This window comes from Olivibacter sp. 47 (genome assembly GCF_030372825.1).
Lineage (GTDB): Bacteria > Bacteroidota > Bacteroidia > Sphingobacteriales > Sphingobacteriaceae > Olivibacter > Olivibacter oleidegradans.
Map to the genome: position 1 here is coordinate 5,417,312 of NZ_JAUCNR010000001.1, position 15,161 is coordinate 5,432,472.

Sequence of the window (15,161 nt, forward strand, 5' to 3'; positions counted from 1 at the left end):
CATATAATGTCTTTATACCTGGTATGGTTAAAGCAAGTTGCAGCATTAATGTTGATTTACCGATACCCGGCTCCCCTCCTATTAGCACCAATGATCCAGGTACAACCCCACCGCCTAACACTCGGTTCATTTCATTGTCAGGGGTCTTCAGTCTCGCCTCTTCCTCATAGTTGATCTCATGAATAACAGCTGCTTTATTGGGCTTTCTTTCCCCCGACACAACGCTGCCACTTCTCCAGTCAGGCACTTTATTCCCACCCTTTTCAACCAGTTCTTCTACAAAAGTATTCCATTGATTGCAGGAAGGACATTTACCAAGCCATTTAGCCGATTCGTATCCACAATTTTGACAGAAATATACTGTTTTCGCTTTTGCCATATTTAGCTGTGAGCTGGCAGCTTTAGCTATCAGCTTTATTTTTGTTAATAATCAATTAAACCGAATGCAGGGATTAAAGATAGCTATTAGCTTTCGGCTATCAGCATTCAGCCGTCAACTTTATATTTATTATTTAGCTGGAAGCCGATAGCCGACGGCTGAAAACTATAAAGAAAAAGCCTTGCTAATCAGCAAGGCTTTTTCTTTATAGTTTTATTTCTTCTTCTTTGGCGTTTAAGAAGTGGAATTCATTCATAAAGTAAGACGAAATAGCCTTTACTTTGATCCATTTACCGTACCGGAAAAACCATTTCAAGCGTCTGGACATAAAGCCTTTCTTAATGAAGGCTTCAATATATGGGTGAACGCAGAGCGTAATATTCTTCTCGTTTTGTTCGTTTAAAACATAACTTAAATTACTCTCAATATCATCCATTAATACGATACTGGCTCGAATTTCGCCGGTACCTCCACAGGCCGGACATTTCTCATTAGTAACCACTGTCATTTCAGGACGAACACGTTGCCTTGTAATCTGCACCAATCCAAATTTACTTGGCGGGAGAATAGTATGTTTAGCGCGATCGTTGCCCATACATTCCTTTAAATAGTCGTGCAACTCCTTCCTGTTGGTTGGCTTGTGCATATCGATAAAATCGACAACCACGATTCCTCCCATATCACGTAGACGAAGCTGACGGGCTATTTCTTTGGCGGCCTCCTTATTCACCAAGAGGGCATTGTCCTCCTGATTCTCTTTGTTGGCCGTTCGGTTTCCGCTATTCACGTCAATAACGTGCAGTGCTTCCGTATGTTCGATAACCAAATAAGCCCCTCCCTGCAGATTAACAATTTTACCAAATGCGGCTTTAATCTGTTTCTCTATACCGAAGTGTTCAAAGATCGGATCCTTGTGTTTGTACAGCTTTACTATCTTTTCCAAATCAGGAGAAATCTCCTGAATGTAAGACTTCGTCTCCTCGTAAATAATCGGATCATTGATATAGATATGAGAAAACTCGTCTGTTAATATATCGCGCAAAATGGTGGATGTCCGATCCATTTCACCCAATATTTTTTTCGCAGGATCAGTAGAAGCAAGACGTTTCGTGAAGGATTCCCACTTGGTGATTAAATCTCGGAGGTCTTTCTCCAATTCAGCAACTCCTTTTCCTTCCGAAACGGTACGGATAATAACGCCAAAATTCTGAGGTTTGATTCCCTCAACAATCTTTTTAAGTCGGTTTCGCTCGGTGTTACTTTTAATTTTTTTCGAAATCGAAACCGCGTCAGAAAAAGGTACCAAAACGACAAACCTTCCTGCGATGGATAAATCGGAACTTAAACGCGGCCCTTTGGTTGAGATTGGCTCTTTTGCAATCTGTACCGGCAACAACATGTTACGACTTAGGATCTCAGAAATTTTGCCTGCTTTATTGATATCCTTTTCTAGTTTTAAACTATTGAGCAGCTTATCTTTATAGCTGCCATTCTTTACTAGCTTGGTAAGCTTAATGAGTGACTGTACCTGTGGCCCTAGATCCAAATAATGCAAAAAAGCATCCTTCGAGTAGCCTACATCTACAAAAGCAGCATTCAACCCGGGCATTATTTTCTTTATTCTGCCCAAATAGATGTCGCCAACAGCATAATTATTATTTACCTGTTCTTTATTTAACTCAACAAGCTGTTTATCCTGTAGTAAAGCAATAGTTGTCCCCGTTTCCGGGGAAGAATCTACTATTAATTCCTTTACCAACAGCTACTTTCTTTTAGAAAGAATACAAAGGGCGTGATGGATAGCTATCCAGGTGGTAAACCCTTATTCTTTCGGTTAAACCATAAGATTGTTCAATAAAAAAACAGACATTACATAAACGATATTCCCGTCTACGAATGAAAAAAAAAGCCAACAATCACAATAGCCTGCACCTCAGGTCTTGAGATGCAGGCTACCGAATACTGGCACGCCTAGATGCGCTTATTTTTTCTTATGTCTGTTTTTTCTTAAACGTTTCTTACGTTTATGAGTAGCCATTTTATGTCTTTTTCTTTTTTTTCCGCTTGGCATAGCTTAATTTTTTAAATGTTTTAATAAATTATTTTAATTACTTGCTCAATTCATCAACCTTACGGTCTATGAACTGCGATAAGCTTGGATCCGCCGCTATAGCTTTGCTTTGTTGAAAAGCTTTGATAGCTTCGGCCTTCAAGCCAATATTTTCATAACTTGTAGCCAGGTAAAACCAGGCTTCAGCACTTGGTTGAATTTCAATTACCGTTTTAAATCGATTCACGGCTTTATCAAACTGACGAGAGCGCATAGAGAACATCCCTAAGCTCATATTTGCTTTTAGGTTTTGAGGATCCTCTTTAACAACCTCCATTAACATTGCAATACCTTGCATAGGCGCCCCGCCTTTATTTACAATGGCAGTTCCCAAACCGGTTTTAGCGTCTAAGCTTTTAGGATTTAAATCTAGCGCCTTTTGATAAGCCTGCTGTGCGTGTTCTATTAATGCAGGAGCAACAAGTGTATCCTGCAAATTTTCATAAGCAGCCGTAAAGGCATCTCCGGCTTTTAACCAATTATCGTATGTAGATTCTAATTTACCGATTTCCTCGTATGAGAAACCCAAGGGAGCAGGTTTTGCAAGATCGTCCCAATGACCTGCTAATTTCTTTAATAAATTTATGCGCTCTTCTCCACTACTGGCCGACAAAGCCGCTTCGAGATCAGTAATCTCTTTTACCAAAGAGGCGTTCAGCCCTTGCTTTGCAACACTGGAGACCGAAGCTAGATTGATAGCTTCGGTCTCCGTACTTGTATTTGTTTGCTGTTCTTGTTCGGCTTTATCACGCTTAACCAAACCCTTAATAGGTTGCGCCATCAATACTCCCATCAGTACTACTACAAGCGCAATGACTATTATTTGTTTCGTTTTATGCATGATTATTAATATATCCGAATAAAGCAGATTATTTATTGCCGTTTTTTACTTTCTCAACAAAAACTTTTGCTGGTTTAAAGCTAGGAACGAAGTGTTCCGGAATAATAATAGCTGTGTTTTTTGAAATGTTACGAGCAGTTTTTTTAGCTCTCTTTTTTACAACGAAGCTACCGAATCCTCTAACGTAAACATTCTCGCCACCCACCATAGCTCCTTTTACTACTTTGAAAAATGCTTCAACAGTTTCCTGTACATCTACTTTTTCTAAACCTGTCTTGTTAGAAATCTCTGCGATAATTTCTGCTTTAGTCATGTTATATTCTTCTAATTGTTTGTTCTTTAACTACCACCCGATCAATCGATTTGGGGATGCAAAAGTATTGCTTTTAAATGATTTACAAAAATAAAACGTTAATTTTTATGTAAAATATCTGTCAGCGAAGCCTTTAAGGTAAAAAATTAAACTATACGGCTAATTTATAAGGTATTAGCGGTTAGGTGGTAGCGGTTAGCCTTTAGGGGTTAGCTGTTAGCCTTTAGGTGTCAGCTGTTAGGGATTAGTGGTTAGCAGTTCGCTTTGACGTTCTAACCCCTAAAACCTAATGCCTAATACCTTACACCTCCTACCTTATACCCTAAACCCTAATGCCTAATACCTTGAGCAATACCTATTACTTACAACTTAATACTTAAAACTAGCTGTTAGCCTTTAGGTGTCAGCTGTTAGGGATTAGTGGTTAGCAGTTCGCTTTGACGTTCTAACCCCTAATGCCTAATGCCTAATACCTTACACCTCCTACCTTATACCCTAAACCCTAATGCCTAATACCTGGGTCATACCTATTACTTACAACTTAATACTTAAAACTAGCTGTTAGCCTTTAGGTGTTAGCTGATTAGTGGTTAGCCGTTAACTTTGACATTCTAATGCCTAATACCTAATGCCTAATACCTTACACCTAAAACCTAATACCTTATGCCTAAAACCTATTTACTACCTTTGCCTCATGTTATTTTCACAAGAGATTATTCAGTGGTATCATCAAAATAAACGAGATCTTCCTTGGCGTAATACCACGGACCCTTATATTATCTGGCTTTCGGAAATCATCCTTCAACAAACACGTGTGGAACAAGGGCTTCCTTACTTTAACCGCTTTGTTGCAGCCTATCCTACGGTTCGCGACTTTGCTGAAGCAGCTGAAGGTGAGATCCTGCGATTGTGGCAAGGCCTAGGATATTACTCTAGGGCAAGAAATATGCATAAAGCCGCTCAAACAATCATGCAACAATATGACGGCATTTTTCCAAAAGAATATAACTCCCTAATAAAATTACCTGGCATTGGCGAATATACTGCCGCCGCAATTGCTTCCTTTTCTTCTAATGAACCAAAGGCTGTTTTAGACGGAAATGTATTCCGTGTATTGGCAAGATACTTTGGTATAAGTGAAGCGATTAATACAGGAAAAGGGAAAAAGCTGTTCAGCAAAATCGCAGAAGAGATGCTCGACAAGGCCAACGCTTCTGTTTATAACCAAGCGATCATGGAATTCGGGGCGCTCCAATGCAAACCCCAGTCGCCTAACTGTGCTGTTTGCCCTATTAGCATCGGTTGTTATGCCTTGCGTGAAAACAAAGTAAATTTCTTACCTGTTAAAATAAAAGGAAAAGCATCACGAGACAGATACTTTTACTATTTCATAGTAAGAGATCAGGATAAGATTGCCATGCAAAAACGAGGATCAAAAGATATTTGGGAGAACATGTATGAGTTTCCATTAATAGAATATCCTATAGCGATAGATTTGGTACAATTGAAGGAAACCTCGATTTTCCGACAGTTGTTTGGCAGCGACTGCGAATTAGAAGTAATCAGCACGCCAAAGAAACATGTGCTTAGTCATCAGAATATTTACGCTTCCTTCATAGAGATTAAAAATTTCAATCACTTGAAGACGAAAAAAAAGGTCTGGAATTATGTTTTTATAAAAGATTTAGATACATTAGCTAAACCTAAATTAATTTTCACATTTTTAAGAGACCATATTATTTGCAACAACTAACACTTATAAGCTATGTCAGGAATTAACAAAGTTATTCTGGTTGGACACTTAGGCAAGGATCCCGAGGTTCGCCATTTAGAAGGCAATGTATCTGTTGCGAGTTTTCCGTTGGCAACATCGGAAACCTTTAATAAAGATGGAAGAAAAGTCGAACAAACCGAGTGGCATAATATTGTAATGTGGAGGGGTCTTGCAGATGTTGCAGCTAAATATTTACAAAAGGGGAAATTGGTCTATATAGAAGGAAAATTGCGAACCCGATCGTACGAGGATCGCGAAGGAGTAAAACGTTATACGACCGAAATTGTTGCAGAAAATTTCACCATGTTGGGAAGGAAAAGCGATTTTGAATCGCCCGGCAATGGCGAAAAAAACAAGCAATACAGACCACAGCAGTGACCCAAATTCCACCACTGTTGATTTCAATGAGAATAAGGATGACGATCTACCTTTTTAAGGTCTTTAGGTATAGGGTTAGCGGCGTAAGTACCCTATACCTTTTACCCTAAGCCTTAGCGCTTATTTCTATCTTCAATTCATCAAGCTGTTCCTGCGAAATACTGCTTGGAGAATCGATCATTACATCTCTTCCTGCATTATTTTTCGGAAACGCAATAACATCGCGGATAGAATCAAGGCCTGCAAAAATGGAAACTAATCTATCAAAACCAAAGGCAATGCCCCCATGTGGAGGTGCGCCATAAGTAAATGCATCCATCAAGAACCCAAATTGCGTCTGCGCCTCTTCCTGTGTAAAACCGAGATGTTTGAACATCAGTTGCTGTAAATCTTTTTCGAAGATACGAATTGATCCGCCTCCTACTTCTGTTCCATTGATTACCATATCATAGGCATTGGCCCGCACTTCACCAGGCGCAGTATCCAGTAAGGCTATATCCTCGGGTTTTGGCGAAGTAAAAGGATGATGCATCGCATGATAGCGCTTGGTATCATCATCCCATTCCAATAACGGAAAGTCAACAACCCATAGGGCGGAAAACTTATTCTTATCACGAAGTCCCAGCTGGTTTCCCAATTCTAAACGAAGCTCATTCAGCTGTTTCCGCGTTTTATCAGCATCTCCTGCCATTACCAATATTAAATCCCCTAAATTAGCATCCATCGCTTTCGCCCAGGCCTGTAATTGCTCCTGGCTAAAAAACTTGTCTACCGAAGACTTTAACGATCCATCCTCGTTATATCGAAGATAAACCAATCCCGTAGCTCCTATTTGCGGCCGTTTTACAAAATCGGTGAGCGCATCAATTTGTTTTCTGGTATAAGAAGCACACCCTTCCGCTTTAATACCAACGACTAATTCCGCATTGTCAAAAACCGGAAAACCCGCGCCCTGCAACACCGGATTCAATTCTACAAATTGCATCCCAAAGCGTGTATCGGGTTTATCGGAACCATATAAACGCATAGCATCCGCATAGGTCATGCGTGGAAGCTTACCAATTTCTACATTTTTAACTTTTTTAAAGAGGTAACTTATTAGCTCTTCAAACAAATTCAAGATATCCTCTTGCTCTACAAAAGCCATCTCGCAGTCGATCTGGGTGAACTCAGGCTGTCGGTCGGCCCTTAAGTCCTCATCTCGAAAACATTTTACAATCTGGAAATAGCGATCAAAACCCGACACCATCAGCAGCTGCTTAAACGTTTGTGGCGACTGCGGTAAGGCATAGAATTGTCCCTCATTCATCCGGCTTGGCACCACGAAATCGCGCGCACCTTCCGGGGTAGACTTAATAAGCACCGGTGTTTCGACTTCCAAAAAACCTTGTTGATCAAGAAAAGAGCGAACAGCCTGTGCCATTTGGTGTCGTAGCACCAAATTATTGCGTACCGGATTACGTCGTAAATCAAGATAACGATATTTCATCCGAAGGTCATCACCGCCATCGGTTTCATCTTCGATCAAAAATGGCGGTAATTTCGCAGCATTCAGTACAGCCAAGTCTGCTACCTTTATTTCGATTTCTCCCGTAGGGATCTTTAAGTTTTTGCTGGAACGCTCAATTACCGTTCCCTTTACCTGTATTACATATTCTCTCCCCAACTCCCGAGCCCTTGCACGCAAGGCTTCATCGTCATCAGCATTAAATGCCAGTTGAGTAACGCCATATCGGTCGCGCATATCGATGAAGGTCATGCCACCCAGATCTCTCGACTTTTGTACCCATCCGCATAATGTAATATTTTTTCCTAAATCTGCTAATGTTAACTCTCCGCAAGTATGTGTTCTGTACATATATAGTTTTTAGCTGTTAGCGTCGGCTTAGAGCGGGTCAGCTCTCAGAAATCGGCCATCAGCCCTTTATTAGTTTCAGTTTTTATTATTAACGTTTTCGTGGTTCCATGGCCATTACTTAATGCCTAAAGGCTATAAGCTACTAACTAATTCCCTACCCCGCCATGGTATTGGTTTTCCGACCTTCGGAAAGTTGCTTTGCGTTCAAAATAATATGTTGAGCATCATAACCACACTCTGCCCAAAGCTGATTCTGTTCGCCATGCTCGACAAACTCATCGGGGATTCCCAAACGAACGACTTTCGACTGATAACCATGATCTGCCATAAATTCGAGCACAGCACTTCCCATGCCTCCTTGTATACATCCGTCTTCTACTGTGATTACTTTACTGAATTTTCGAAACACTTCATGCAGCAGCTCTTCATCCAAGGGCTTTACAAATCTTAAATCGTAATGTGCAGGAAAAATCCCATCAGAGTTAAGCGATACGGTAGCTTTTACCACCTCATTACCGATATGCCCGATGCTTAATATCGCCAAATCTTCTCCGTCACAAATTTTTCGTCCTTTCCCTATGGTTATTTCTTTAAAAGGCCTTCTCCAATCAGGCATGACACCTTGTCCGCGGGGATAACGGATCACAAAAGGCCCCATATCTTCGATTTGTGCGGTGTACATTAAATTGCGCAACTCCTCCTCATTCATAGGCGCAGCTACCTTCATATTTGGTATACAACGCATATATGCCAAATCATACGCACCGTGGTGCGTAGGACCATCGGCACCCGCAATACCTGCCCGGTCGAGACAAAAAACGACATTTAGATTTTGCAAAGCCACATCATGTATCACCTGATCATAGGCCCGCTGCATAAATGTTGAATATATGTTACAAAAAGGCACCATTCCTTGGGTTGCCAAACCGGCGGAAAAAGTAACCGCGTGCTGTTCGGCAATACCTACATCAAACGCTCTATCGGGCATAGCCTTCATCATAATATTCATGGAAGAACCCGAAGGCATTGCCGGTGTAATGCCCATGATTTTTTCGTTTTTCTCGGCCAGTTCAACCAAGGTGTGACCGAAAACATCTTGATATTTTGGCGCTACAGGCTTGTCGCTAACTGTTTTCTTGATTTCGCCTGTAATTTTATCGAATAGGCCTGGCGCGTGCCATTTAGTTTGATCTTTTTCCGCCAAGGCAAAACCTTTTCCCTTTACCGTGATGCAATGTAAAAGTTTAGGCCCCGGTATATCCCTAAGTTCATCAATAATTTTAACTAAGCGTTTTACATCGTGCCCATCAACCGGACCGAAGTATCTGAATTTTAATGATTCAAAAAGATTACTATTTTTCAGTAAAGTCCCTTTAACGCTCTTCTCTATCTTTTTGGCTAAGCCAAGCGCATCAGGCCCTATTTGGGAGATCTTACTTAAAACTGCAGCAATATCATCGCGAAAGCGGTTATAAGGCTTTGAAACTGTAATATCCGTTAAGTATTCCTTTAGCGCACCAACATTTGGATCGATGGCCATGCAATTATCATTCAAAATGACGAGCAAGTTAGATTTCTCTATGCCGGCATGATTCAGTGCTTCGAATGCCATACCGGCTGTCATAGAGCCGTCACCAATTACCGCAACGTGCTGACGATCATTTTCCCCCTTGTAATGAGAAGCTACCGCCATCCCTAACGCAGCAGATATAGAAGTGGAAGAATGCCCTACGCCGAAGGTATCATATTCACTTTCACTACGTTTAGGAAACCCACTGATACCATTATATACGCGATTGGTGTGAAACACATCTCGTCTTCCAGTAAGGATTTTATGTCCATAGGCTTGATGGCCGACATCCCAAACCAATTGGTCATAGGGCGTATTGAGTACATAATGCAGCGCCACCGTCAACTCCACCACCCCTAAACTAGCGGCAAAATGTCCGCCATAAACAGATACAACATCAATAATATATTGACGTAGCTCTTTACAAACATTCTCTAAATCCGACTCACTGAGCTTTTTTAAATCGGCGGGGCTATTTATGTTTTTTAGCAACGTTCCTGGTTCAAAATCCATATTAAAATAGGTTCTGAAAGAATTTGTCCTGCAATCAGTCCTCATTCTCTGCCTGTAAATACAAAATTACGGTAATAACAAAACGTTTACAAAGTAAAGGATAAATATTCAATTTAGCTATGTACTGCTTTTTTTGTTCCTGATCTGTTCCATCTCAGCTTTCCGCTAGTTCCGCTCATTTTTCACCAACAAGCAACTACTCGCTTTGTTTTTCAGCTATACATTTCATTTTTGTCTAAATCAATCTTTAAGTCTAATACCAGAGATTACCTTCGGTGAATTCTCGTTGGTCGGTTTCGCTTTTAACATACAGATGAAGGTATTTATATTAAAGGAACCTTTTTATTAATCTATTTTTTTAGTATCTGTTCTTTATGCTTGATCATAAAGAACCAAACAACCGAGAAGCTTGCTTCGAGCTCATGAATACCTTTTAAAACAAACACAAATGAATAATCAAGGCTTATGCAGGCTACCTTGCACCTGATTGCAAAGTATCCATAGCACGTATTGGAGCCGTTTCACTTCTTCAATCCGCTTGTATATTGCAAGATGAACAGTCGTGCAAATACTTTGCTGCTCGCTGCTTCGGTATCCTCCAAGGCCGTTTTGCCCAACACACTGGCTATATACTAAGGCTAAAACTAATACGTTCGGTTAAAAGTAAAAGCCCATCGTTCTAATAAAGTCCCGCCTCCAAAATTTACAGCTAGCACTGGGAGGCAGTACCGTTCCTGTAAATTTTGCCTGCCTGCGATAGGCAGGAAGCGGCGATTTTATTCACTATTTCATTATTTTCAAAAGTGCTCATGGACTCCCTACGGTCGTCTCTTTGCTTCTTTTCTTTCGCGGACCTTCCCGTTAGGGAAAGCTTGAATGCCTTAAAAAACGAAAACTTAATGAAAAGAAAGAAAGAAGTTAAAATAAACGTTCCTTTTAAACGCACTTACTCTACGTTACAATTTATATTTAATAAAAGCGTACCTTTGGAACCATGCAAACAGAGGGTTTTGAGATAAAGCTTCCACAATTCGAAGGTCCTTTTGACCTTTTGCTATTTTTCATTGAGCGGGACGAACTTAATATACACGAAATTTCGATTGCTAAAATTACAGATGATTTCTTGGGCTATATACACCACATGAGTGCCCTGAACATGGAATTGGCGAGCGAATTTATTTTTGTTGCTGCTACCCTGATGCGGATTAAGGCCAAAATGCTATTACCTCGGCCTGAAGTAGATGAAGACGGCAATGAAATTGACCTCAAGAAAGACCTTGTACAAAAACTTATAGAATATAAAAAATTCAAAACGGTTTGTGAAGATCTAAAAGCGTTGGAAGATAACCGTTTCATGGTTGAAAAGCGTGGCAACATTGCATTTAATCTCAAAATTGCAGCCAATGAGGCGGAGCCGGGAGAAGAATTGAATTCATTCGATCTATATAAATTAATGAAAGTTTATGATCGATTAATGAATGCGTATCTAAACAAATCGAATGAAGTAAAACATACTGTTGTACAATATCCGTATACGATTGAACAACAGAAAAAAACCATTGCCTCACTATTAACCATCAATCAAAAGTTAGATTTTAAGGCCATTCAACAGCACTCTGAAAATAGGGTTCATTTTGTATACAACTTTTTAGCCATACTGGAAATGCTTCAACAGCAGATTCTCGAGATACAATTAGGTTTGGGATATAACAATTTTTGGGTACAAGAGAAAGCACAAGCGGTGTAAGCTATAGGGTTTATGGTGTAAGATTTAAGACCTAAAGGGTAATGCCGGTGGTTAACTAGCTAACTGCTAATAAATGCACAAAGCACTTATCAATTCTCTACATTTTCCCTATCTTTGCGCAACTATCTAAAACTGATACTTATATCAATATTTAATGGAAAGAGATAACATCATATTTGAGCTGATTAATGAAGAATTACAACGCCAGGAAGAAGGTATTGAGTTAATCGCTTCAGAAAATTTTGTAAGCAAACAGGTCATGGAAGCAGCCGGTTCTGTATTAACGAATAAATATGCAGAAGGACTACCGGGCAAGCGTTATTATGGTGGCTGCGAAGTAGTTGACGAAATTGAACAAATAGCGATCGACCGCGCAAAACAGCTTTTCAATGCCGAATGGGTTAACGTACAACCGCATTCGGGAGCGCAGGCCAATGCCGCCGTATTTTTAGCGATACTTAAACCGGGCGATAAAATTTTAGGGTTCGATCTTTCCCATGGAGGACATCTGACGCATGGTTCCCCGGTAAATTTTTCCGGTAAATTATATGAAGCTCATTTTTATGGTGTCGACAAAGAAACCGGCCTAATCGATTATAAAGCCTTAGAAGAAACGGCGTTAAGAGAACAACCAAAAGCAATTATTGTTGGAGCTTCTGCTTATTCACGCGACTGGGATTATGCCTTTATTCGTCAGGTAGCTGATAAAATCGGTGCTTTAGTAGTAGCTGACATCTCACATCCAGCCGGTTTAATTGCTCGTGGACTCTTGACGGACCCACTTCCGCATTGCCATATCGTCACGACCACGACACATAAAACCCTGAGAGGACCTCGCGGCGGTATGATTATGATGGGTAAAGACTTTGAAAATCCTTGGGGTTTAAAAACTCCTAAAGGTGAAATAAGAATGATGTCTTCCCTTTTAGATATGGCTGTTTTTCCCGGTACGCAAGGCGGTCCTTTAGAGCATATCATCGCCGCTAAAGCCGTGGCTTTTGGTGAAGCACTAAGCGACGATTATATGAGTTATATCTTGCAAGTAAAGAAAAACGCTTCGGCAATGGCAGATGCCTTCGTTAGCAAAGGTTATCAAATTATTTCAGGTGGTACAGATAACCACTCCATGTTGATTGACTTAAGAAACAAAGGAATCAGCGGCAAAGCAGCGGAAGCTGCATTAGGCGAAGCCGGTATTACGACGAACAAAAACATGGTGCCGTTTGATGACAAATCACCATTTGTTACATCAGGTATCCGTATGGGAACAGCGGCCATAACAACTAGAGGACTGAAAGAAACCGAAATGGTACAAATCGTTGAATTCATTGATCGCGTTATTAACGCGCCGGAAGACGAAGCCGTGCTTGATGCGGTTCATGAAGAAGTGCTTCAATTAATGGCAAAATTTCCTTTATATAAATAGACAGTAAGATCATCTGTCGTAAAATTAACAAACGGGCATTCAATGTGAATGCCCGTTTTTGTTGGCTTAACTTCGACATTAATCAATACATATCTTACCATTAAATAAGTATTCATTTAGTAATAATAAAGAATTAGTGGGGGGTTAACCTAGATAAAACCTTTACTAACCCTTTGTTAACTCCTTATCAACCCTTTTTCAACCCCTTATTAATAGTATGGTTAATACGAAGAAAGTATAATGTTATTCTAATGATAGACCGAAGAACTCCATCACGTTTATTTGGTATAGGCTAGCGTCACTACACTAACACGTACACCAGCTATTTCCAAGAGTTTATAAGCGCAGGCTTCAATGGTAGCACCTGTTGTTAGCACATCATCCACCAGCAAGATATGTTTGTCTTGAAAGGTTTGAGGTTTAAGTACTTCAAATATTTCTTTCATGTTCTCGTAACGTTCATAACGTCTTTTTGTTGTTTGTGATTCTGTGCGAGTATGTCGAATTAGATTTCCTGTTTCTATCGGAACTTTAAAGCTTTCGCTCAGTCCTTTTGCAAAAAACTCACTTTGATTGTATCCTCTTTTCTTTAGCTTTTTAGGATGCAAAGGTACCGGAACGATGAGATCAACATGCCGAAAAGTGGAGCAGTATAACAGTTCGCCATACCGTTTACCCAGCATATTTCCTATTTCCGGTTTATTGAAGTACTTTAAATGGTGCAGTATGTTTTGAACAGTGGATCCTTTTACATAATAAAGATAGGAAGAAACCACCTGTAACGGAACCCGACCCCACAATTGTTTGCTTGCAGCATTTGCCGGATCGAGATGGAAATTTGTAATTGGTAAATGATAGAGACAATGGGTGCAAATAAGCGATTCGTGTTCATACAGCGATCGCTTACAGCCCGCACATAATTCGGGATATAGTAATGATACAAGGGCTTGAAAATACCGGATCATCATAGGCTATAATTAATGCCATAAGACCATCAATCGCACTTGGCTTCCCGCTTTGACAACCTTACTATTTTGTATGCGCAGCTATTAATACATGATCGTATCAGCTTTGGCCATCGGTTAGTTAAAACTTTCTCTCGGAGCTTTAAACTTACATCAATTGTTCTTGTTTTTCTTTAACAGCTAACTGTCCACATGCAGCGTCAATGTCTTTGCCCCGGCTTCTTCTGACATTGGTGGTTATACCTCTTTTTCTAAGAAACGCCGCAAAGCGATCAATTTTATCCCCTTCCGCATTCTCGAAATCTGCAAAGGCGATGGGATTATATTCAATGATGTTAACTTTACAAGGCAGGTGTTTGCAGAAGGACGCCAATTCTGCTGCATCTTCCAATTCGTCGTTAAAATTGTTAAAAACGATGTATTCGTAAGTAACGGGATTTTTTGTCTTGGCAAAATAATATTTTAGCGCTTCGGCCAATGCCTTTAACGAATTCTGCTCATTAATCGGCATGATTTCATTTCTTTTTGCGTCATTCGCTGCATGAAGGGAGAGGGCTAAATTAAATTTCACTTGATCGTCTCCCAACTTCTTAATCATTTTGGCTATTCCGGCAGTTGAAACAGTTATCCTTTTTGCTGCCATATTCAGTCCATCAGGAGCTGTAATCCGTTCGATAGATTTTAAAACATTGGCATAATTAAGTAGCGGCTCACCCATTCCCATATAAACAATATTACTTAGGGGGATCGAATAGTTTTCTTCTGCCTGTTTATTGATTAAAACAACTTGATCGTAAATTTCGTCTGCATTTAAGTTCCGCTTTCTATCCATATATCCCGTTGCACAGAATTTGCATGTTAAACTGCAACCCACCTGGGAGCTGACGCAGGCAGTCATCCGATCGGGAGTAGGGATTAAAACACCTTCAATAATATTATTGTCAAAAAGCTTAAACGTGCTCTTTATGGTTTTATCAGCACTGTATTGGGATTTATCGATGCGAACAGCGTTGATTATAAAATTCTCTTTCAGCGAATCGCGTAACTTTTTGCTAAGATTGGTCATATTATCGAAATCTACGCACGACTTCATCCATAACCACTCAAAAATTTGCTTTGCACGAAAACTTTGCTCGCCTAAAGCGAGTAAACTTTCCTTCAACTGTTCAAGGCTTAACGATCTGATATCTACTTTCTTTCCCATGTTTTTCACGGTGCAAATATACCGCTTTTTTAACACAAAAACATATAATCCTTTGTTATACAAGTGTGTTAAAGCGTGAAACA

General features: G+C 40.1%; 10 protein-coding genes and 2 pseudogenes. 4 read left to right on the top strand and 8 right to left on the bottom strand.

The genetic code is table 11. The features are described 5' to 3' along the window. The 4 genes and pseudogenes from QT327_RS23510 to QT327_RS23525 all read right to left on the bottom strand — a co-directional run. A pseudogene (locus tag QT327_RS23510) lies at positions 1–379 on the bottom strand (DNA repair protein RadA); the annotation flags it as partial. 205 nt (positions 380–584) lie between these two features. After that, positions 585–2,138 (bottom strand): Rne/Rng family ribonuclease, encoded by a 1,554-nt coding sequence (locus QT327_RS23515; RefSeq protein WP_013664424.1) that lies wholly within the window; start codon positions 2,136–2,138, stop codon positions 585–587. Between the two features lie 349 nt (positions 2,139–2,487). Continuing rightward, positions 2,488–3,330 carry a tetratricopeptide repeat protein gene (locus QT327_RS23520; RefSeq protein WP_130854754.1) on the bottom strand — a complete coding sequence of 281 codons (843 nt, stop codon included), beginning with the start codon at positions 3,328–3,330 and terminating at the stop codon, positions 2,488–2,490. A 28-nt stretch (positions 3,331–3,358) separates the two neighbouring features. After that, the gene (locus QT327_RS23525) at positions 3,359–3,643 is read right to left on the bottom strand and encodes an HU family DNA-binding protein (RefSeq protein WP_013664426.1); all 285 of its coding nucleotides are present in this window, start codon (positions 3,641–3,643) and stop codon (positions 3,359–3,361) included. A gap of 694 nt (positions 3,644–4,337) precedes the next feature. On the opposite strand from QT327_RS23525, the gene mutY reads away from it, so the two are divergent. Both mutY and QT327_RS23535 read left to right on the top strand, forming a co-directional pair. Continuing rightward, positions 4,338–5,396 carry an A/G-specific adenine glycosylase gene (gene mutY / locus QT327_RS23530; RefSeq protein ID WP_130854753.1) on the top strand — a complete coding sequence of 353 codons (1,059 nt, stop codon included), beginning with the start codon at positions 4,338–4,340 and terminating at the stop codon, positions 5,394–5,396. Between the two features lie 12 nt (positions 5,397–5,408). Further along, positions 5,409–5,853 (top strand): annotated as a pseudogene (locus tag QT327_RS23535) (single-stranded DNA-binding protein). 48 nt (positions 5,854–5,901) lie between these two features. Here QT327_RS23535 and aspS read toward each other — a convergent pair. Next, the gene (gene aspS / locus QT327_RS23540) at positions 5,902–7,653 is read right to left on the bottom strand and encodes an aspartate--tRNA ligase (RefSeq protein WP_289554151.1); all 1,752 of its coding nucleotides are present in this window, start codon (positions 7,651–7,653) and stop codon (positions 5,902–5,904) included. Between the two features lie 154 nt (positions 7,654–7,807). After that, positions 7,808–9,736 (bottom strand): 1-deoxy-D-xylulose-5-phosphate synthase, encoded by a 1,929-nt coding sequence (gene dxs / locus QT327_RS23545; RefSeq protein WP_289554152.1) that lies wholly within the window; start codon positions 9,734–9,736, stop codon positions 7,808–7,810. A gap of 994 nt (positions 9,737–10,730) precedes the next feature. Between dxs and QT327_RS23550 the strand changes: the two genes are divergently transcribed. Both QT327_RS23550 and glyA read left to right on the top strand, forming a co-directional pair. Then, positions 10,731–11,483: a segregation and condensation protein A gene (locus tag QT327_RS23550; protein WP_289554153.1), complete on the top strand. Its 753-nt coding sequence runs from the start codon at positions 10,731–10,733 to the stop codon at positions 11,481–11,483. A 154-nt stretch (positions 11,484–11,637) separates the two neighbouring features. Further along, entirely contained in the window at positions 11,638–12,909 is a 1,272-nt protein-coding gene (gene glyA, locus QT327_RS23555) for a serine hydroxymethyltransferase (RefSeq protein WP_013664432.1), read from the top strand. Between the two features lie 278 nt (positions 12,910–13,187). Here glyA and QT327_RS23560 read toward each other — a convergent pair whose 3' ends face one another. Both QT327_RS23560 and rlmN read right to left on the bottom strand, forming a co-directional pair. After that, the gene (locus QT327_RS23560; protein WP_289554154.1) at positions 13,188–13,877 is read right to left on the bottom strand and encodes a ComF family protein; all 690 of its coding nucleotides are present in this window, start codon (positions 13,875–13,877) and stop codon (positions 13,188–13,190) included. A gap of 145 nt (positions 13,878–14,022) precedes the next feature. Then, on the bottom strand, positions 14,023–15,078 hold the full coding sequence (gene rlmN, locus QT327_RS23565; RefSeq protein WP_041387983.1) for a dual-specificity RNA methyltransferase RlmN: 1,056 nt from the start codon (positions 15,076–15,078) through the stop codon (positions 14,023–14,025). Between the last annotated feature and the right edge of the window lie 83 nt (positions 15,079–15,161).

Bases quoted from the DNA above. Each gene is read 5' to 3' on its own strand.
- QT327_RS23520 (WP_130854754.1), bottom strand. From the start codon at position 3,330: ATGCATAAAACGAAACAAATAATAGTCATTGCGCTTGTAGTAGTACTG.
- QT327_RS23525 (WP_013664426.1), bottom strand. From the start codon at position 3,643: ATGACTAAAGCAGAAATTATCGCAGAGATTTCTAACAAGACAGGTTTA.
- mutY (WP_130854753.1), top strand. From the start codon at position 4,338: ATGTTATTTTCACAAGAGATTATTCAGTGGTATCATCAAAATAAACGA.
- aspS (WP_289554151.1), bottom strand. From the start codon at position 7,653: ATGTACAGAACACATACTTGCGGAGAGTTAACATTAGCAGATTTAGGA.
- dxs (WP_289554152.1), bottom strand. From the start codon at position 9,736: ATGGATTTTGAACCAGGAACGTTGCTAAAAAACATAAATAGCCCCGCC.
- QT327_RS23550 (WP_289554153.1), top strand. From the start codon at position 10,731: ATGCAAACAGAGGGTTTTGAGATAAAGCTTCCACAATTCGAAGGTCCT.
- glyA (WP_013664432.1), top strand. From the start codon at position 11,638: ATGGAAAGAGATAACATCATATTTGAGCTGATTAATGAAGAATTACAA.
- QT327_RS23560 (WP_289554154.1), bottom strand. From the start codon at position 13,877: ATGATGATCCGGTATTTTCAAGCCCTTGTATCATTACTATATCCCGAA.
- rlmN (WP_041387983.1), bottom strand. From the start codon at position 15,078: ATGGGAAAGAAAGTAGATATCAGATCGTTAAGCCTTGAACAGTTGAAG.